At 74.8% G+C, this 17,931-nt stretch carries 18 protein-coding genes; 9 read left to right on the plus strand and 9 right to left on the minus strand.

Features of this window, described 5'->3' with window-relative positions:
• Window positions 1-112: 112 nt before the first annotated feature.
• The 3 genes from moaC to M8316_RS15700 are packed head-to-tail and all read right to left on the minus strand — an operon-like array spanning window position 113 to window position 3,217.
• A complete protein-coding gene (moaC, locus tag M8316_RS15690; protein ID WP_308196039.1) occupies window positions 113-607 on the minus strand; it encodes a cyclic pyranopterin monophosphate synthase MoaC in 495 nt (164 codons plus the stop codon).
• Complete coding sequence (glp, locus tag M8316_RS15695; protein ID WP_250056087.1) at window positions 604-1,839, minus strand: molybdotransferase-like divisome protein Glp; 1,236 nt, start codon at window positions 1,837-1,839, stop codon at window positions 604-606. The genes moaC and glp overlap by 4 nt, the downstream gene beginning before the upstream one ends.
• Window positions 1,832-3,217 carry a UTP--glucose-1-phosphate uridylyltransferase gene (locus tag M8316_RS15700; protein WP_250056088.1) on the minus strand — a complete coding sequence of 462 codons (1,386 nt, stop codon included), beginning with the start codon at window positions 3,215-3,217 and terminating at the stop codon, window positions 1,832-1,834. The genes glp and M8316_RS15700 overlap by 8 nt, the downstream gene beginning before the upstream one ends.
• 97 nt (window positions 3,218-3,314) lie before the next feature.
• Here M8316_RS15700 and M8316_RS15705 point away from each other — a divergent pair, with 97 nt between their 5' ends.
• Window positions 3,315-3,920 carry a 5-formyltetrahydrofolate cyclo-ligase gene (locus tag M8316_RS15705; protein WP_250056089.1) on the plus strand — a complete coding sequence of 202 codons (606 nt, stop codon included), beginning with the start codon at window positions 3,315-3,317 and terminating at the stop codon, window positions 3,918-3,920.
• Between the two features lie 27 nt (window positions 3,921-3,947).
• Here the strand turns inward: M8316_RS15705 and M8316_RS15710 are convergent, their stop codons facing one another.
• Window positions 3,948-6,602, minus strand: coding sequence for a penicillin acylase family protein (locus M8316_RS15710; RefSeq protein ID WP_250056091.1), 2,655 nt, complete (start codon window positions 6,600-6,602; stop codon window positions 3,948-3,950).
• A gap of 161 nt (window positions 6,603-6,763) precedes the next feature.
• Between M8316_RS15710 and M8316_RS20790 the strand changes: the two genes are divergently transcribed.
• From M8316_RS20790 to M8316_RS15730, 3 genes are all read left to right on the plus strand, one after another.
• On the plus strand, window positions 6,764-7,147 hold the full coding sequence (locus M8316_RS20790; RefSeq protein WP_272495362.1) for an FmdB family zinc ribbon protein: 384 nt from the start codon (window positions 6,764-6,766) through the stop codon (window positions 7,145-7,147).
• A gap of 87 nt (window positions 7,148-7,234) precedes the next feature.
• A complete protein-coding gene (locus M8316_RS15725; protein WP_250056093.1) occupies window positions 7,235-7,933 on the plus strand; it encodes an SAF domain-containing protein in 699 nt (232 codons plus the stop codon).
• Between the two features lie 57 nt (window positions 7,934-7,990).
• Window positions 7,991-8,380, plus strand: a complete 390-nt coding sequence (locus tag M8316_RS15730; protein ID WP_250056095.1) for a large conductance mechanosensitive channel protein MscL — start codon at window positions 7,991-7,993, stop codon at window positions 8,378-8,380.
• Window positions 8,381-8,516: 136 nt separating this feature from the next.
• On the opposite strand, the gene M8316_RS15735 is transcribed toward M8316_RS15730, so the two are convergent.
• From M8316_RS15735 to M8316_RS15745, 3 genes are all read right to left on the minus strand, one after another.
• Window positions 8,517-8,774, minus strand: a complete 258-nt coding sequence (locus M8316_RS15735; RefSeq protein ID WP_250056097.1) for a hypothetical protein — start codon at window positions 8,772-8,774, stop codon at window positions 8,517-8,519.
• On the minus strand, window positions 8,771-10,042 hold the full coding sequence (locus M8316_RS15740; protein WP_250056098.1) for an LCP family protein: 1,272 nt from the start codon (window positions 10,040-10,042) through the stop codon (window positions 8,771-8,773). Before M8316_RS15740 ends, M8316_RS15735 begins: the two co-directional genes overlap by 4 nt.
• 109 nt (window positions 10,043-10,151) lie before the next feature.
• A complete protein-coding gene (locus tag M8316_RS15745) occupies window positions 10,152-11,756 on the minus strand; it encodes a hypothetical protein (protein ID WP_250056099.1) in 1,605 nt (534 codons plus the stop codon).
• On the opposite strand from M8316_RS15745, the gene M8316_RS15750 reads away from it, so the two are divergent.
• Window positions 11,755-12,078, plus strand: a complete 324-nt coding sequence (locus M8316_RS15750; RefSeq protein ID WP_250056100.1) for a cupin domain-containing protein — start codon at window positions 11,755-11,757, stop codon at window positions 12,076-12,078. The two genes, M8316_RS15745 and M8316_RS15750, sit on opposite strands and share 2 nt — an antisense overlap.
• An 18-nt stretch (window positions 12,079-12,096) precedes the next feature.
• Here M8316_RS15750 and M8316_RS15755 read toward each other — a convergent pair whose 3' ends face one another.
• Complete coding sequence (locus M8316_RS15755; RefSeq protein WP_250056101.1) at window positions 12,097-12,720, minus strand: TetR/AcrR family transcriptional regulator; 624 nt, start codon at window positions 12,718-12,720, stop codon at window positions 12,097-12,099.
• Window positions 12,721-12,864: 144 nt separating this feature from the next.
• Between M8316_RS15755 and M8316_RS15760 the strand changes: the two genes are divergently transcribed.
• From M8316_RS15760 to M8316_RS15775, 4 genes are all read left to right on the plus strand, one after another.
• Complete coding sequence (locus M8316_RS15760) at window positions 12,865-13,689, plus strand: class I SAM-dependent methyltransferase (RefSeq protein WP_250056102.1); 825 nt, start codon at window positions 12,865-12,867, stop codon at window positions 13,687-13,689.
• A 130-nt stretch (window positions 13,690-13,819) separates the two neighbouring features.
• On the plus strand, window positions 13,820-14,689 hold the full coding sequence (gene purU / locus M8316_RS15765) for a formyltetrahydrofolate deformylase (protein WP_250056103.1): 870 nt from the start codon (window positions 13,820-13,822) through the stop codon (window positions 14,687-14,689).
• Between the two features lie 122 nt (window positions 14,690-14,811).
• On the plus strand, window positions 14,812-15,480 hold the full coding sequence (locus M8316_RS15770; RefSeq protein WP_250056104.1) for a GntR family transcriptional regulator: 669 nt from the start codon (window positions 14,812-14,814) through the stop codon (window positions 15,478-15,480).
• Window positions 15,477-16,751, plus strand: a complete 1,275-nt coding sequence (locus tag M8316_RS15775) for an MFS transporter (protein ID WP_250056105.1) — start codon at window positions 15,477-15,479, stop codon at window positions 16,749-16,751. Before M8316_RS15770 ends, M8316_RS15775 begins: the two co-directional genes overlap by 4 nt.
• Before the next feature lie 69 nt (window positions 16,752-16,820).
• Here M8316_RS15775 and M8316_RS15780 read toward each other — a convergent pair whose 3' ends face one another.
• Window positions 16,821-17,894: a LacI family DNA-binding transcriptional regulator gene (locus tag M8316_RS15780; RefSeq protein ID WP_250056107.1), complete on the minus strand. Its 1,074-nt coding sequence runs from the start codon at window positions 17,892-17,894 to the stop codon at window positions 16,821-16,823.
• Window positions 17,895-17,931: the final 37 nt, after the last annotated feature.

The following is a 17,931-nucleotide window of genomic DNA, read 5'->3' on the forward strand; positions in this document are numbered from 1 at the left end:
TCGTCCGAGCCGCCTACGTCCACCCGCCGTGCGCGGACACCCATGAAGGCTGCTGCCGACTCGGCGAGGGCCGGCGGTGAGTCGGCAGCACGTCACTGCCGACTGGGCGGGGTCAGCGGGTCCAGTCGCCGGACTTGCCGCCGGACTTGGCCTCGATGCGGATGTCGGTGATGACGGCGCGCTTGTCGACGGCCTTGACCATGTCGACGACGGTGAGGCCGGCGACCGAGACCGCGGTCAGCGCCTCCATCTCGACGCCGGTGCGGTCGGCGGTGCGCACCGTGGCGGTGATCGCGACGGCGTCGTCGAGCACCTCGAGGTCGACCTCCACCCCCGAGATGCCCAGGGGGTGGCACAGCGGCACGAGGTCGGGGGTGCGCTTGGCGGCCATGATCCCGGCGACCCGGGCCACGCCGAGCGCGTCGCCCTTGGGCACGCCCTCGCCGCGCAGCAGCGCCACCACCTGGCGCGAGACGAGCACGCGGCCGGTGGCGGTGGCGGTGCGCTGGGTGACGGCCTTGGCCGAGACGTCGACCATCCGGGCCGCGCCGGACTCGTCGACGTGGGTCAGCCGGGGGCCCGGCTCACCGGCGGGAGGCGTGCTCACAGCCCGCCCTCCAGGCCGCCCTCCAGGGGCAGCACCTCGACCTCGGCGCCCGCGGGCAGCTCGGTGACGTCCTCGGGCACCACGATCAGGGCGTCGGCCACGGCGAGGTCGCCGACCAGGTGCGAGGCGGGCCCGCCGACGGGCGAGACGCTGCCGGCGGCGCGGTCGAGGTCGCCGCGCATGTACTGCCGGCGTCCGGGCGGGGAGGTGAGGGCGTGGGTGAGCCGGGCACGCACGTGCGGGCGCGAGGCCGGCAGCAGGCCCATCATCGTGCGCAGCGCCGGCAGCACGAACAGCTCGAAGGAGATGTAGGAGCTCACCGGGTTGCCGGGCAGCGTGAAGATCGGGGTGTCGTCCTCGCCGACGCGGCCGTAGCCCTGCGGCTTGCCCGGCTGCATGCGCACGGAGCCGAACCACATCGAGCCTAGCGGCGAGAGCGCCTCCTTGACCACGTCGTGGTCGCCCATGGAGATGCCGCCGGAGGTGACCACCAGGTCGGCGCGCACGAGCTGGTCGTCCAGCGCCTCCAGGAAGGCCCGCGGCTGGTCGGGCACGATGCCGACGCGGTAGGCGATGGCCCCGGCCCGGCGCGCGGCCGCGGCCAGCAGGTAGGAGTTGCCGTCGTAGATCGAGTCGTGGCCCAGGCCGGTGCCCGGGTCGCGCAGCTCGGTGCCGGTGGAGAGGATCACCACGCGCGGACGAGGCCGGGCGGCGATCGTCGGGCGACCCGCGGCCGCGAGCAGCCCCAGGTGGCGCGGGCCGAGCACGGTGCCCTCCTCGATCAGGAGGTCGCCGGTCTCCACGTCCTCGCCGGCGTAGCGCACGTGCTGGCGCTCGCGCGGGGCGCGGGAGATGACCACGGTGGCGACGCCGCGGTCGGTCCACTCGTAGGGCACCACGGTGTCGGCGCCGCTGGGCACCGGGGCGCCGGTCATGATCTTGGCGGCGGTGCCGGGCGGCAGCGCCAGCAGCCGGGCGTCGCCGGCGCTGATCTCGCCGACCACCGGCAGGTGCACGTGGTGCTCCTCCGAGGCGGCGGCCACGTCGGCGTAGCGCACCGCGTAGCCGTCCATCGCAGAGTTGTCGAAGGGTGGCAGGGAGACCGTGGAGACCACCGGCTCGGCCGCGGCCAGGCCGAGCGCGTCCATCAGCGGCTGCTGGTAGGGCGCCAGCGGCTCGACGTCGTCGAGGATGCGGGCGAGGTGCTCCTCGACGGAGACGGGCTCAGGCATCCGCGTCCTTCAGCACCGTGCCGGGCTCGATCCGCTGCCCGGCCTCGCCGGCCACGGTGACGTCCCCGACGACCTCGACGCCCTTGCCGAACGTGACGTCGCCCTGCACGCGCAGCGCCGTGGCCTGCACGAGCGAGGGGGCGCCCTCGGGGAAGCGGGAGTCGAAGTCCTCGACGAGCTTGTAGAAGTCGTCGTCGAGGTCGATGAACGGCAGGTCGTCGCTGACCTGGTCGAGCACGAAGTCCTCGCCCACGGCGTAGACGTCGGAGCGCAGGACCAGCAGGTCGTTGGTGGTCTTGACGGGGACGAAGCGGTCCCGGCCGACCTCGATGAGGGTCGCGCCCTCGAAGACCTCGATCGCCGCGCCCATGGCGGACTCGACCTGCACGACCTTGGGGGTCGACTTGTCGGCGGGATCGACGTTCTTCTCGTTGCGGATCATCGGCAGGCCGAGGACTCCGTCGCGCTCGTCCAGCACGGTCTTGAGCGCCCGCAGGTCGACCCAGATGTTGTTGGTGGAGCAGTAGCGGTGCCGCTCGAGGTCGGCCAGCGCCGCCTTGTCCTCGTCGAGGGTCTGGGCGGTCTCGCGCAGCACCAGCCGGTCGTCGGCCTTGCGGCGGGCGAAGTGGCCGCCCTTGCGGTCGCTGGGCGTGCGGCGCACGGCCTCGATGGCGAAGGGGGCGCCGGTGCCGGCGAACCAGCCCGCGACCTTCGGGTCGGGGGTGGCGCCCAGGTTGTCGGAGTTGGAGATGAAGACCCGCTCGTAGCCGGCCGCGAGCAGCTGGTCGAGCAGGCCGGTGCCGCGCATGGCGGTGTAGATGTCGCCGTGGCCGGGCGGGCACCACTCCAGGGTCGGGTCGGCGGGCCACTCGACGGGCGTGAGGTCGTCGACCAGGAGCTTCGGCTCCTTGTTCTGCAGGAACTCCAGGGGCAGGCCGGCCACCGGCAGGTCCTCGTAGCGGGCCAGCGCGGCCATCGTGTCCGCGGAGGTGCGGAACGAGTTCATCAGGATCAGCGGCAGCGGGGCGCCGTGCTGCTCGCGCAGGTGCAGCACCTGACGGGCGATGACGTCGAGGAACGACAGGCCGCGACGCACGCAGAGCAGCGACTTGGCGCGGTCCATGCCCATGGACGTGCCCAGGCCGCCGTTGAGCTTGATGACCGCGGTGGTGCGCAGCGCGGCCGAGGCGGCCTCGTCCTCGACCTCGACGTCGCCGAGGGACTCCATGCCGACCGGCTCGATGGTGGACTCGGGGATCATCCCGGTCTCGCCGTTCTCCAGCAGCCCGTAGTAGTGGGCGAAGGTGCGGATCGCGTTCTCGTCCACACCCTCGGCCTGCATCTTCGCGCGTGCGGCGTCCAGCCCAGCAGCAGTCATGCGCAGCATCGTAGGGTCGTCTCGTGGCCGGTCCGCAAACCCCCTCCGGTTTCGCCCGCACGGATGAAGGCCTCCCGCACCAGCCTCGGAGGCGCCTGTGAACACCTCGGTCGACGGCCCTGGAGGCGGTGCTGCCGCGAAGACGGCGGTGCGTGACCGCCTGCTCACCGAGCGCCGCCGGCGTCCGCTCGCCGCGCAGGTCGCCCACGCCCACGACCTGGCCGCCGCGCTGCTGGCCACGCCCGAGGTCGCTCGGGCCGCGACGGTGGCCTGCTACGTCTCCTCCGCGGGCGAGCCGGGCACCGGCCCCCTGCTGGCCGCGCTCGCCGACGCCGGCCGCCGCGTGCTGCTGCCGGTGCTGCTGCCCGACGACGACCTCGACTGGGCGGTGCACACCGGCCCCGACGACCTCGCCCCCGCCCGCTACGGGCTGCTCCAGCCGGTCGGCCCCGGGCTCGGCCCCGACGCCGTCGCGACCGCGGACCTCGTCCTCGTGCCCGGCCTGGCGGTGGCGGACGACGGCGCGCGGCTCGGCCGCGGTGGCGGCTCCTACGACCGTGCGCTGGGCCGCGTCCCGGTGGGCACCCCGGTGTGGGTGCTGCTGCACCCCGAGGAGGTGGGCGTGGCCGTGCCCACCGAGCCGCACGACCGGCCCGTCACCGGGGCGGCCACCGGCGACGGGGTGGTCCGGCTCCCCCGCTGATCCCGGTGTCGGCTCAATCGGGAGGGCTCAGTCGGGTGGGGTCAGCGTCAGCACGTCGTCGCCGGCCTCGCGCACCGCGTCCTCGCTGAAGAGGAAGGGCAGCGTCTCGCCGCGGGCCCACAGGTCCGTCTGGTCGGTGTAGTGCGCCGAGGTGGGGTGGCCCGAGACGCCGGTGAGGTTGATCCACCGGGAGTCGTCGAGGTCGGCCAGCGAGACCAGCATCCGCATGGACGGGGCGGTGGTCACCGTGAACTCGCCGGACGCGGCGTCCCACGAGGAGGCGTCGACGGCCGCGCCGCCGCCACCGACCTCCCAGCCGCCGCGGTTGACCAGCGCCTCGACGGCGCCGATGCCGGAGAGCCCGAGCGGGGTGGAGACGAGGTCGAGCGTGTGCTGGTGGCCCCAGGTCCACTCCGTGGCGTCGCGGGCCTGGCGGCGGGTCAGGTCGTCGCGGGCCTCGAGCATCGCCTGCTCCAGCACGTCGTCGCGGCGCTCGCGCACGTCCTCGGTGTCGGCGTCGTCCCACCACTGGCTGCCGGGGCGGTCCAGCAGCCGGGTGACGACCGCGACCCAGCGGTCGCCGCCGTCGGGCCACAGGTCCTCGGGCAGGTCGTCGTGGAAGGTGTCGGCCAGCAGCCGCGCCCACACGGCGTTGAGGTAGGCCGCGGCGGCCGAGCCCTCGCCCTCGGCGGGCTGGGAGAGGTCCCAGTCGGCGAGCAGCGCCTGGCCGTCGTCCGCGTAGCCCTCGTCGAGGGAGACGTCGAGCAGGCGCGGCACCAGGGCGGCGGCCACCGGGTTGCGGGTGTCGAGCTGGATGGCGGCCAGCTCGTCGAGGGAGACGTCGCCGCCGTCGGCGGTCTCGGCCTCGAGCAGCGCGCGGATGCGCTCGGAGCGGTAACCCTGGTCCCAGTCGTCGGTGAGGAAGTAGGGGTAGGAGTCGTCGACGACCCGCTGGTTCGCGGTCACCACGAACCCCTCGTCGGGGTCGAGCACGCTGGGCAGACCGGCGAAGGGCACGGTCTGGTCGGTCCAGTCGTCCTGCGGGAGCCAGCCCCGCGCCGGCGTCCGCCCGTCGTTGCCGGACTTGCGGATCGGCACCACGCCGGGGGCCTGGTAGCCGATGTGGCCCTCGGTGTCCGCGTAGACCAGGTTCTGCGCGGGCACCGCGAAGGAGGCGGCGGCGGCGCGGAAGGAGTCCCAGTCGGTGGCGAGGTTCATCTGGAGCACCGCGTCGGCGGTGGGCCGGGGGTCCAGCGCCGTCCAGCGCAGCGCGACCGCGGCCTCGGTGCCCGCGGCGATCTCCTCGGGGCCGGTGCGGGTGCCGGAGAGCACGTCGACGCCGGCCTCGGCGAGCTGGGTGGAGACGTCGGAGAGCAGCGGGCCGTGCTTCGTGGAGCGCACGGTGAGCTCGACGTCGTCCCCGTCGGCGACCTGGATGGTCTCGGTGCGGGTGCGCAGGTCGCGCCAGCGTCCGGCGTAGCGCCACTGGCCGTCGCGCACCTTCTCGACGTACAGGTCGGTGACGTCGGGGCCGAGGTTGGTGAACCCCCAGGCCACGTCGGCGTTGTGGCCGATGATCACGCCGGGGAAGCCGGAGAAGGTGAAGCCGGCGACGTCGAGGGGGCACTCCCCCGAGGTCTGGGACGCGGCCGTGCAGTGCAGCCCCATCTGCATCCACACCCCCGGCACCGAGACGCCGAGGTGCGGGTCGTCGGCCAGGAGCGGGGCGCCGGTGGCGGAGAGGTCGCCGGAGACGACCATCGAGTTCGAGCCCAGGCCGTCGCCGACGCCGAGCAGGGCCGGGATGGTCTCGGTGCCGTCGACGACGTCCGCCAGCGCCTGCTGCTGGTCGGCGGTGAACCCGACGCGCTTGGGGTTGCGGGTGCCGCCCGTGGTGGCGTCCGCCTCGTAGACGCCGTCGACCACCGTGCCCTGGGTGACGATCGGGGTGGCGTCCTCGGCGGACGGGAAGAGCGTGGCCGCGCGGTCGGCGCCCACGGCCGCGGCGCTGAGCACGCGGTCGACCTCGTCGCGCATGTTGCCGCGCAGGTCCCACGCCATCGCCTTGAGCCAGGCCAGGGAGTCCACGGGGGTCCAGTCCGCGGGGCGGTAGTCGAGGCCGCCGAGGCCGAGCACGGTGTACTCGACGGCGATGTCGGCGGTGGGCCGGCCGTCGAGGTAGGCGTTGACGCCGTCGGCGTAGGCCTGGAGCAGCTCGCGGGTGTCGGGCTCGAGCCGGCCGAGCTCGGCCTCGGCGACGCGGCGCCAGCCCATCGTCCGGATGTAGGCGTCGGTCTCCACGCCGCTCTCCCCCACCAGCTCGGAGAGGCGACCGGCGGTGACGTGGCGCCGCACGTCCATCTCGAAGAACCGCTCCTGGGCGTGCACGTAGCCCTGGGCCATCGCCAGGTCGGCCACCGACTCCCCGTACAGCTGCGGGATGCCGTTCTCGTCGCGCACCACCTCGACGGGTGCGGCGAGCCCGGGCAGGTCGATCTCGCCTGACGTCTCGGGCAGCGCCCGACGCACCTGGACGACGGCGGCGATCCCGGCCAGCACCAGCACGAGCACCAGGCCGATCGCCACGCCCGCCCCGGCCCGGGCCGGCCACGGGAGCCGGGCCCAGCGGTCGCGGAGGCTCGGGCCCTCGTCGGTGCGGCGGGCGGCACGGGTGTCGCTCATGGGCGCACGTTCTCACGTGCGACCGGCTCTGACGTAGCATTGGCACTCGACGGGCCGGAGTGCCAGGACCTGGGTGACCGGGGCCGGCTGCCGACCCGACGACCACCAGCGAGGCGCGCGGCCCACCGCGCGCCTCGCGCACGTGCCCCGGGAGGAATCGGATGCCCACCTACCAGTACGCCTGCACCGAGTGCGGACACGGCTTCGAGATCGTCCAGAAGTTCTCGGACTCCTCGCTGACGCAGTGCCCCGAGTGCCAGGGCCGACTGCGGAAGGTCTACAACGCCGTCGGCGTCGTCTTCAAGGGCTCCGGGTTCTACAAGACCGACTCGCGCGGGTCGGGCTCGTCCTCCTCGGAGAAGTCCTCCTCCTCCGAGAAGTCCGGCTCGGGGTCGTCCTCCTCGGACGCGGGCTCCGGCTCCTCGTCGTCGTCCTCGTCGTCGTCTTCGTCGTCGTCTTCGTCGTCGTCTTCGTCGTCGTCGTCGGAGAAGTCCTCCTCGGGGTCCTCGTCGTCCAGCAGCGCCTCGGGCTCCAGCGCCTCCTGATCGCCGCCGCTGCGGCGCGGCACGCCTCCTCCGCGGGCCTGTGGATGACGGCCGACGCCGCGAGCCGCTGACGCCTACCGTCGAGGCGTGACCTTCTCGGACCTCCCCCTCACCCCGCGCGAGCGGCTGGCCGCGGCCCGCCGCCGCGTCCGCTCGGCCGTCCTGGCGCGACGCCGACTGCTGGCGGCCCTGCTGGCCGCCGCGGCGGTGGGGCTGGGCCTGCGGGCGGTCTCGGCGCCGCCCCCGGCGTCCGAGACGGTGACGGTGGCGGCGCACGACCTGCCCGCCGGCGCCACGCTCACGCCCGACGACCTCACGACCGTCGAGCAGGTGCCCGGTACCGCCCCGCCGGGGGCGCTGGCCGCGCCCGAGGGCGAGGTGCTCGCGGGCCCGGTGGGCGCGGGCGAGGCCATCACGTCCGCCCGCCTCGTCGGCGCGGGCCTGGCCTCCGAGGCCGGGACGACGGCAGTGCCGGTGCGGCTGCCCGACGCCGGCACGGCGGCGCTGCTCGACGTCGGCGACCGGATCGACCTGCTCGCCTCCGCCTCGGGCGGGGTCGGCGGCGGGACTGCCACGGCCGATGCGTCCGCGCTCTCGACCGTGGTGGCGGCCGACGTCACCGTCCTGGCGCTGCCCACCGGCGACGGGGCCACGGGCATGTCGGCCTCCGGGCCCGCAGGGGCCACCGGTGGACGGGTCGTGGTGCTCGGCGTGCCTGAGACCCAGGTCACCCACGTGGTGGACGCGGCCGCGAGAGCCTTCCTCAGCTACGCCTGGTCTGGCTAGGTTGCTCCCGGACCCGTGCCGCCCGGCCGGGCCTGGAGACTTTCGGGAAGGCCAACGATGCTGAGCGGATTCAAGAACTTCCTGCTGCGCGGGAACCTCGTCGACCTGGCGGTCGCGGTGATCATCGGTACCGCGTTCGCGACCGTGGTCACGGCGTTCACCGCCCTGCTGCTCGCGCAGATCCCCGACGCGGACGAGGTCTTCGTCGGCGCCGAGGAGGGTTCGGTCGGGTACTTCCTCAACGCGCTCATCGCGTTCCTGGTGATGGCCGCGGTCGTCTACTTCTTCGTGGTGCTGCCGTACACGAAGGCCAAGGAGAAGTGGTTCCCCAGCGCCCCTCCCGGCACTCCGGAGGACACGGTGCTGCTGCGCGAGATCCGCGACCTGCTCCAGTCGCAGGCCGCCGCGGAGAACGCCCCCGCCGAGGGCGGGGAGCACAAGGCCTGACCCGGGTCACCCCACGCACGACGCGTCGCCACCCGGAGCCGCCCGGCACCACCGGGCGACAGCCGGCACGGCCCCACCGCACGCGTGCGGTGGGGCCGTGCTGCGTCCTGCGTCCTGCGGGGCGGGGCGGGAGGGGTCAGCCGCCGTGGTGCGGCGGCACCTGCTCCCGCAGCCAGTCGTCCCCCGAGCGGCCGCCTCGCCCGCCGTCCGGGCCGCGCTCGTCGCTGGTGGTGCCGGGCAGCACCTCGCCGAAGACCTCGGCCAGCCGACGCTTGCGCTGCCAGTCGGGCTCGGCCGGCGACGTCTCCCCGCGCGGTGCCTCCGCCGGCTGCGCACCTGCCGGCTCCTGGGTGCCGGGCTCGCGCGCCTCCTCGGCGCCGTCGGTCTCGCTCACGTGCACAGACCCGCGGCAGCGAGGGCGTCCTCGTCGGCCAGCGCGGCGCCGCCGGAGCCCTTCTTCTTGTTCTTCTTCGTCCCGGTGCTCGACGAGGCGCTCGGCGAGCTACTGGCGGAGGCGGAGTCAGACGTGGAGTCCGAGCCCGGCAGCGACCCGGCCGAGATGGCGTCGGTGGCGATCGAGGAGGTCAGCGGCTTGTCGTTGCGCAGCTTGCGCCAGACCTTCGCCGCGTCCTCGGTCCACACCAGCCGGTTCGGGTTGTTGGGGTCGACGGTGTTCGGGATGGTGATGAACTGGATGCCGTCGAGGCTGATGTTGCGGAACTGGTAGCCCAGGTCGGCCAGCTTGGAGATGCTGCCGAGCCCGGAGTCGACCGTCAGCGACGAGGTCGCGGCGTCGAGGAAGCGGGTCAGCCGCAGCGGGTTGGCCAGCGTGTTGGCCGAGACCACCGTGTGCGCCATGGAGGCGAGGAACGCCTGCTGGCGCTTCATCCGGCCGAGGTCGGAGCCGCCCGAGACGGCGTAGCGCTCGCGCACGTAGGCCAGCGCCTCGTCGCCCTCGAGGGTCCGGGTGCCGGCCTCGAGGTAGATGTTGTGGGCGGAGTCGTCGATGTCGTAGGGGATGCACATCTCGACGCCGCCGACCGCGTCCACCATGTCCTTGAAGGAGCCGAAGTCGACCACCACGTAGTGGTCGAGGCGGATGTCGGTGAGCGACTCGAACTGCTGGATCGTGCAGGCCGCACCGCCGACGGAGAAGGCGGCGTTCCACATCGCGTAGTCCTCGGCGGGCAGCGAGCCTCCGTCGTCGTCGGTGCACTCGGGCCGGTCGACCATCGAGTCACGCGGGATCGAGACGCCGTAGGCGCGCGAGCGGTCCGCCGAGAGGTGGATGAGGAGCGTGTTGTCGGAGCCGTCGGCGCCGGACTCCTTGTCGATGCCGCAGCCGTCGCAGGACCGGTCGTCGATGCCCATCACCAGGATGTTGAGCGGCTCCTGCGGGCCCTCCACCTCGACCTGCGTGGGCCGGTCGGAGAGCTGGGCGGTCACGTCGGCGACCGTCAGGTTCGAGTTCAGGTGCCGGTAGAACCAGACCGCCCCCAGACCGGAGACCATCGCGAGCACCACGAGCGTGCTGACGATCGCCCGCAGCACGGCGCGCCCGCGGCGCGGCCTGGCCCGTCGCCGTCCGGCGCGGGGAGCGGGGCGTGCCTCGTCAGCGGCTGCGGGCTCGGCGGGACCACCGGTGGTCGGCTCGTCGCTCACGTGTCTCCTGGGGGACGTGCGGCCGGGGCCGCGCGGTCAGATGGTGGTCCGCCACGATTGTGCGTACCCGCGCAAGTACCGCCAAGTCGGGCCCACCGATCGGGCGGGGTCAGACCGCCGCGTCCGTGGTACCGGCACGCAGCCGGGCCAGGGCGGTCGGCACGCCCCCGCAGGCCTCCTCGGCGCCCTGCCGCGCCAGCCCCGCACGGGCGCGCGCCACGACCTCCGCGTCGTCGACCGGCAGCCGGGCCAGGTCCAGGCGCGCGAGCAGGCGCGCGGTCACCGGACGCTTCGCCCCGCGCGGCAGCAGCGCCGCCAGCAGGTCGGACGCGGCGGGCGAGCCCAGCACCGCCCAGGCCACGGCGGCCTCGGCCGCCGCCTCCGGCCCCGAGAAGGCCGCCTGGTACGCGGTGTCGTCGAGCAGGACGGGGCGGGGCGCCCGGCCCCCGACGGCCGCCGGGCCGACCAGCCGGAACCGGGCGTCGCGGTGCAGCCCCGAGACCGCGACCTTCCACGGCGCGAACGTGTAGTCGCCGAGGCCGAAGACGCTGAACCGCGGTCGTCCGGCGTAGATCCGCGAGCGACGGCCGTCCAGCACCGCGGCGTGCGCCTCGAGGTGGCCCCACAGGCCGGGCGCAGCGTCGGCCAGGCCGGCGGTCTCCTCCCCCAGCCTGCGCTGGGGCAGCACCAGCAGGCGCGAGGCCGGGCGCCCGTGGTGCAGGTCGCCGCCCTTGAGCAGCGGGTGCAGGTGCTCCGGCTCCACGGCGACCGGTTGGCCCGCCGCCGTCCTCGCCACGCCCGCCTCGTCCACCACCAGCTCGAGGGCGGACGCGGCGTCGTGCTTGACCCCCGAGCGCCAGCGCCACGGGCTGGCGCCGTCGGCGGCCCGGACCCGGGCGTGGGCGTCGACGTCCTCGACCCAGCGGCCGTCGACCACGCCCACCCGCCGCTCCGGGGTGCCGCGGTGCAGCCCGGCGTGGACGTCGGCCACGTACCCGTCGGCGGCAGCCGGGGGCCGGCCGGCCGACGGGTCGAGCCGCAGGTGCAGCCAGCACGCGTCGACCGAGGCCCCGAACCAGCGGCGGGCGTCCACGCCGAAGACCTCGGCGGCCACCAGCGGCAGCCCGGCCCGGGCGACCTCGATGAGCACCGCGCGCGCCACCTGCGTCTTCACCAGCACCGCGACGGTCAGGGGCTGGTCGGCCAGGTGCTCGAGCACGGTGAGCAGCAGCGTCTCGGCGACGTCGAAGTTGGAGGCGCCGAGCAGGGCGTCGAGGCCGGGCAGCGGCTTGAGGTCGCGGCGGCGGGGCGCCGTGGTGACTCCGAGGCGGGTGAGGTCGGCGCTGGTCACCCACGGCGGGTTGCCCACGACGGCCAGCGGGCCCGCGGTCCGCCAGGGCAGGTCGGTGTCGAGGCGCAGGGTGAGGACGTCGTCCTCGAGCACCCGGGCGTGCGCCCGCGCGATCCCGGCGTGACCGGGCTGCACCTCGACCCCCAGCCGCTCGGCGTCGGGCCACCGCTCCCCGGCGGCGGCGAGGAAGGCGCCGGTGCCGCAGGTCGGCTCCAGCACGCGGGCGTAAGCGGGCAGGTCCACCAGCGCCAGGCACGCCGCGGCGAGCGCGGGCGGGGTCTGGAAGTCGCCCAGCGCGTTGTTCGCCACGTCACCCAGCCTGCCGCACCGGCACCCGCCCGGGTGCGGCAGGCTGGCCGCCATGACCCGCGTCCTCGACACCACCTCCCCGCTCGCGATCGAGCCGCTGCCCGCCGACGACGTGGTCGTGGGCTCGCCCGGGGCCGGCCTGCGCACGCTGACGTCGCTCGGCGGCACCGAGGTCGGCGTGTGGGAGATGACGCCGGGCACCGCCACCGACGTCGAGGCCGACGAGGTCTTCGTCGTGCTCGCGGGGAACGGCACGCTCACCTTCGCCGACGGCGAGGTGGTCGCGCTGGCGCCGGGCGTCGTGGTGCGGCTGAGCGAGGGCGAGCGGACGACGTGGGTCGTGACCGAGACCCTGCGCAAGGTCTGGCTGGGCTGAGCCCTCCGGGGGTGCCCGTCAGGCCTGCGGCCACCACGCGGGCAGCTGGGCGGTGATCCGGGCGGCGGCCAGGTCGACGTCCTGCTCGTCGCTGAACGCCCAGTCGCGGTAGGACGCGGCGGCGCCGGCGGCCAGGTAGCCGGCCGCGACGTCGAGGGAGTCGCCGGTGTCGACGCCGAGGCGGCGCAGCTGGGCGATCGCGTCCTCGGCGCGCGTGCGCATCGACGTCTGGAGCCGCAGCTCGAGCCCCCCGGCGCGGAAGAGCCCCCGGTAGACCTCGCGGTGCGCCCGGACCTCCTCCAGCTGCGCCCGCAGCTGGGCCCGGTAGGTCCGGGCCAGCTCGACGGGCGTCGTGGCGGCGCTCAGCACGGCCTCCGGGGTCACGCCGAGGGCGTCCACCTCGGTGGTCGCGGCGTCGTCCAGGGCGGCGTCCAGGTCGGGCCAGTGGCCGTAGAAGGTGACCCGGTGGATGCCGGCACGACGACACACCTCGGCGACCGAGAGCGGGCCCCCGCCGGTGCGCAGGTGGCGACGCAGCACCGCGAGCAGGGCGTCGCGGGTGCGGGCAGCACGGGGCTCGTCGCGCTCCGCGGCCTCGCGTCCTGCGCGGCCAGGGGTGCTGGGGGCTTCCTGGACGGTCACGGGATGGATCGTGCCATCACCGTGGGGGGCGTGGGGTCCCGTGTGCCCCGGACCACAGCCCCCGCTGCCGCCGACCCCACGTCCGCGTCCTAATATTTGAGACCTGCGTCTTGCCATGTGGGATTCCAGGCGTACTGTCACGGCATGAGCAGCACCCCGGGGTCCACGTACACGCACGGCTACGGCGAGAGCGTCCAGCGCTCCTACCTGGCACGCACCGCGGAGAACTCGGCCGCCTACCTCCTCCCCCACCTGCGCCCCGGCCAGGACCTGCTGGACGTCGGCAGCGGGCCGGGCACGATCACGGCCGGCCTGGCCGCACGCACCGCTCCCGGCCGCCTGGTCGCCCTCGAGCTGGCGCCCGAGGCGCTGGACCAGACGCGCGCCGGGCTCACCCGCGCCGGCTCCGACCTGGCGCACCGGGCCGAGCTGCTGCTCGGTGACGTGCACGCGCTGGACCTGCCCGACGACTCCTTCGACGTGGTGCACGCCCACCAGGTGCTCCAGCACGTCGCCGACCCGGTGGCGGCTCTGCGCGAGATGATCCGCGTGACCCGTCCTGGCGGCGTCGTGGCCGTGCGCGACGCCGACTACGCCTCCTTCGCCTGGTACCCCGAGAACCCCGGGCTCGAGAAGTGGGCCGGCTACTACCAGGCCGCGGCGCGCGCCAACGGCGGCGAGCCGGACGCCGGCCGGCGGCTGCTGGCCTGGGCCCGGGCCGCCGGCGCGACGGACGTGGTCGCGACCTCGTCCACCTGGTGCTACGCCGACCCCGAGGCCCGGCAGCTGTGGGGCGGGTCGTGGGCCGACCGCATCCTGCAGTCCTCGATCGCCACCCAGCTGGTCGACGAGAAGCTGGCCGACCCCGAGGACCTCGTCGAGGTCTCGCAGGCCTGGCAGGCGTGGGCCGCCGAGGAGGACGGCTGGTTCAACATCGTCCACGGCGAGGTCCTCGTCCGCGTCCGGTGAAAGCTGCTGCCGACTCACCGCCGAGTCGGCAGCAAGGTACTGCCGACTCGGCGGTCGTTACGCGGGAGGAGAGGGCGGCGGCTACCGTCTACGCGCTGCGCACCCGCAGGCCCGCACTCGAAAGGTCACCATGTCCGAGCTCGTCCTCACCCTCTCCTGCCAGGACCGCCACGGCATCGTGGCCTCGGTGGCAGGCTTCCTGGCCTCGCACGGGTACTCGATCCGCGACAGCCAGCAGTTCGGTGACGAGGAGACGGGCCTGTTCTTCCTGCGGATGCGGGCGGCGCTGGAGCCGGTCGAGGGTGCGGCCGTCGAGGCCGACACCGACGCGCTGGCCGCCGCGTTCGCCACCGAGGTGGCCGACGACCTGGGCGCCGAGTGGGCCTTCCACGACCCCACCCGCAAGCACCGGATGCTGGTGATGGTGAGCCAGCAGGGGCACGTGCTCAACGACCTGCTGCACCGCACCCGCACCGGGTCGATGCCGGCCGAGATCGTCGCGGTCGTCTCCAACCACACCGACTTCCGCGAGCTCGTCGAGTGGCACGGCATCGAGTTCCACCACGTGCCGGTCACCAAGGACACCAAGGCGGACGCGGAGGACGAGCTGCGCCGGCTGGTCGAGGTGCACCAGGCCGACTCGGTGGTGCTCGCGCGCTACATGCAGATCCTCTCCGACGGCCTGTGCCGCGACCTGTCGGGCCGCGCCATCAACATCCACCACTCCCTGCTGCCCGCGTTCAAGGGCGCCCGTCCGTACTTCCAGGCGCACGCGCGCGGGGTGAAGGTCATCGGCGCGACCGCGCACTACGTGACGGCCGACCTCGACGAGGGCCCGATCATCGAGCAGGACTTCACCCGCGTCGACCACACCAAGTCGCCCCAGGACCTCACGGCCATGGGCCGCGACCTCGAGGCGCTCGCCCTCTCCCGCGCGGTCACCGCGCACGCCGAGCACCGGGTGCTCCTCAACGGCACCAAGACGGTCGTCTTCAGCTGAGACCGCCGCACGGGCGGTGACCCTGCAACCGCGTGGCGCGCTCATGCGGCTGCCGGCCCACCGCCCGTCACGGCGCTCACAGTCGCTGGCACTCCTTGCATGCAAGGTTGTACGTTCCTGAGGTGCCACCGATCGACGACCCCGCTGCCCCCGCCGCCGAGCGCGCCTACCGCGCGGTGAAGGAGGACATCCTCACCGGCGCCGTGCGCGGCGGCTCCCTGCTGAGCGAGGTCGAGGTCGGCGCCCCGCTGGGCATCTCGCGCACCCCCGTCCACGAGGCATTCCTCCGGCTCCAGGCCGAGGGCCTGCTCGAGCTGCTGCCGCGCCGCGGCGCCGTGGTGGTGCCGGTCGCCCCCGGCGAGGCCCGCGACGTGCTCGAGGTGCGCCGTGCCCTGGAGAGCGCGGCGGTCCGTCGGCTCGTCTCCCCCGGCCAGGACGCGGCCCGCGACCGTCTCGCCACGGCGGTCGTCGCCCTGCTCGCCGAGCAGGAGCGGCTGGCCGCGGCCGGCGACGTGGCCGGGTTCGCCCGGGCCGACACCGAGTTCCACGCCACGATCGTCGAGGCGTCGGGCAACGCCGTCGCGGCCGGGTTCTACGCGAGCCTGGGCGACCGGCAGCGCCGCATGGCCATCGGCTCCATCGGGGCGCACACCGAGCACCTCGTCGTCCTGGCCGCGGAGCACCGGAGCATGGCCGCGGAGGTGGCCGCCTGCGACCCGGACGCCTTCGAGGCGAGCCTGCGCGGCCACCTGAGCCGCACCCACGCGGTGCTGCTGGGCGGTGCCTGGTGAGCACGCAGGTCGAGGCCGCCGTCCTCACCACCACCGCGCCGGCCACCGGCCCGGGGGCCGCGAGGGCCGCCCGCGCCTGGCGCGTGCCGGCCGCGGCGATGTTCGTCATCGGCTGGGGCGGCAACCAGTTCACGCCGCTGCTCAGCGTCTACCGCGCCGAGATGGGGTTCTCCCAGGTCGACGTGAACGTCTTCCTAGGCGCCTACGTGCTGGGGCTCGTGCCCGGGCTGCTGGTGGCCTCGGCGCTCTCCGACCACGTGGGCCGGCGACCGGTCATGCTGGCCGGCCTGGTCGCCTCCGTGCTCGGCAGCATCGCGCTGGCCGTCGGCGACGTCGCCGGGTACGCCGCCATCTTCGCCGGCCGCGCCCTCGTCGGGGTGGCCGTCGGTGTCGCCATGTCGGTGGGCACCGCCTGGGTCAGCGAGCTCTCGCGCCCCACCTGGGACGCCACCGCCCGCCCCGGTGCCGGCGCCCGGCGCTCCTCGATCCTGCTCACGCTCGGCTTCGCCGCGGGCCCGGCCGCGGCGGCCCTGCTCGCCCAGTGGAGCCACCCGGCGCTGCTGTGGCCGTACGTGGTGCACGTGGCGCTCACGCTGCCGGTGCTCGCGCTGGTCGCCCGCTCGGCCCCCGAGACGCGGCGCGAGCGCGGCGACCTGCGGTTCCTCGACCGGCTGCGGGTGCCCGCCGCGGGGCACCGACGGTTCCTGCACGTGGTGCTGCCGATGGCCCCGTGGATCTTCGGCTCCGCGGGCGTCGCCTACGCGATCGTGCCCCAGGCGGTCGAGGGCTCGCTGGGCTCGGCCGAGCTGCTGTTCACCGCGGCCCTGACCGTGGCCACCCTGGTCACCGGCGTGCTGGTGCAGCCCATCGCGCGCCGCCTGGACGACACCCTCTCGGCGAGGGCGATCGTCGTCTCCATGGTGCTGATGTCGCTCGGCATGGCGCTGGCCGCGCTCACGGCCCTCGTCGGCAGCCCGGTGCTCGCCGTGCCGGTGGCCCTGGTGCTGGGCGCCGCCTACGGGATCGCCGTGGTCTCGGGCCTGCTGGAGGTGCAGCGCATCGCCCGCCCCGACGACCTGGCCGGCCTCACCGGCGTCTACTACGCGCTGGCCTACGTCGGGTTCCTGCTGCCGGCGCTGCTCGCCGCGCTCAGCGCGTGGTTCTCGGTGCCCGCGATGCTGGGCGTCGTCGCGCTGGTCTGCCTGGCCTGCACGCTGGTCAGCGCCAGCGGCTGGTCGCGCCACCTCGAGCTCGCCGCCCGCGAGGGCTGAGCCGCCGCCGGGACGTCATACGCCCCGGAGACCCGTGTCTCCGGTGCGTATGACGTCCCGAGGCTGGGCTCAGGCGCGCGGCGCCGCGGTGGAGGAGCGCACGACCAGCTCGACGTCGACCACGACCGGCTCCGGCGGGGCGGTGGGGCTCTCGATCGCCGCGAGCGAGGAGCGGACGACGGCGCGGCCCATGTCCTGCGGACGCTGGTTGACCGTCGTCAGGTCGTTGGCGCTCACGCGGGCGAGCGGGGAGTCGTCGTAGCCGGTGACCGAGACGTCCTCGGGCACCCGCACCCCCCGCCGCGACAGCGCCCAGACGAGGGCGGCCGCGGCGTGGTCGTTGCTGCCCACCACGGCGGTCGGCAGGCTGGGCCGCGCGAGCAGCTGGCGCGCGACGGAGGAGCCCACCTCCTCGGGGTAGGTCGGCAGGCCGAGGTGGGTGAGGTCGCCCAGGACGTCCTCGACCAGGCCGTGCTTCTTCACCGCGCGTCGGTAGCCGGCGAGGCGGATCGCCGCCGGAGCGGGGCCGGCCGCGTCCAGGTAGGCGATCTCGGTGTGCCCGAGGCCCACGAGGTGCTCGACGGTCAGCGCGATGCCGGTGTCGCCGGCGGAGCGGACGACGGAGAACGCCGCGTCCCGGCGCCCGTACCCGACGCCGACGACCGGCACGGGCACCTGCCCGGCGAGCTCGGCGAGGTCGGCGCGGGGCAGGTCGGAGCCGATGACGGCCACGGCCACGCAGCGGTGGGCGATGAGCTCGCGGAAGGCGTCACGGGGGCTGCGGTGCTCGGTCACGGCGCTGAGCACCACGCCCAGCCCGCGCTCGCGCGCCTCGGCGTAGACGCCCTCGATGATGTCGGCCTCGGTGGAGTGCGCGGGGTTGAACACGACGCCGACCTGACGCCCCTTCGAGGCGCGCAGCTCGCGGGCGGCGAGGTTCGGCACGAAGCCCAGCTCGAGGGCGGCCTGCCGCACCCGCTCGCGGTTCTCCTTGCTCGCGCCCGGCGCACCGCGCATGGCGGCGGAGACGAGCTGGCGCGAGACCCCCAGGTGGGCGGCGATCTCGGCCATCGTCGGCGGCTTGCCACCCGCCGTGCGGGCAGGAGGGGACGGCTCGTCGGCCGCGGCCTCGGGACCGGTCACGGGTTCACCCTGCACAGCCTCACCCTAGGGGGCGGTG

It is taken from the genome of Nocardioides bruguierae, assembly GCF_023554635.1.
GTDB classification, from domain to species: domain Bacteria; phylum Actinomycetota; class Actinomycetes; order Propionibacteriales; family Nocardioidaceae; genus Nocardioides; species Nocardioides bruguierae.

What these genes read in the sequence shown, in the direction of transcription:
- M8316_RS15710 (WP_250056091.1), bottom strand. Translation starts at nt 6,602, where the DNA reads ATGAGCGACACCCGTGCCGCCCGCCGCACCGACGAGGGCCCGAGCCTC.
- M8316_RS15745 (WP_250056099.1), bottom strand. Translation starts at nt 11,756, where the DNA reads ATGGCGGCCAGCCTGCCGCACCCGGGCGGGTGCCGGTGCGGCAGGCTG.
- glp (WP_250056087.1), bottom strand. Translation starts at nt 1,839, where the DNA reads ATGCCTGAGCCCGTCTCCGTCGAGGAGCACCTCGCCCGCATCCTCGAC.
- M8316_RS15700 (WP_250056088.1), bottom strand. Translation starts at nt 3,217, where the DNA reads ATGACTGCTGCTGGGCTGGACGCCGCACGCGCGAAGATGCAGGCCGAG.
- M8316_RS20790 (WP_272495362.1), top strand. Translation starts at nt 6,764, where the DNA reads ATGCCCACCTACCAGTACGCCTGCACCGAGTGCGGACACGGCTTCGAG.
- M8316_RS15730 (WP_250056095.1), top strand. Translation starts at nt 7,991, where the DNA reads ATGCTGAGCGGATTCAAGAACTTCCTGCTGCGCGGGAACCTCGTCGAC.
- M8316_RS15760 (WP_250056102.1), top strand. Translation starts at nt 12,865, where the DNA reads ATGAGCAGCACCCCGGGGTCCACGTACACGCACGGCTACGGCGAGAGC.
- M8316_RS15750 (WP_250056100.1), top strand. Translation starts at nt 11,755, where the DNA reads ATGACCCGCGTCCTCGACACCACCTCCCCGCTCGCGATCGAGCCGCTG.
- purU (WP_250056103.1), top strand. Translation starts at nt 13,820, where the DNA reads ATGTCCGAGCTCGTCCTCACCCTCTCCTGCCAGGACCGCCACGGCATC.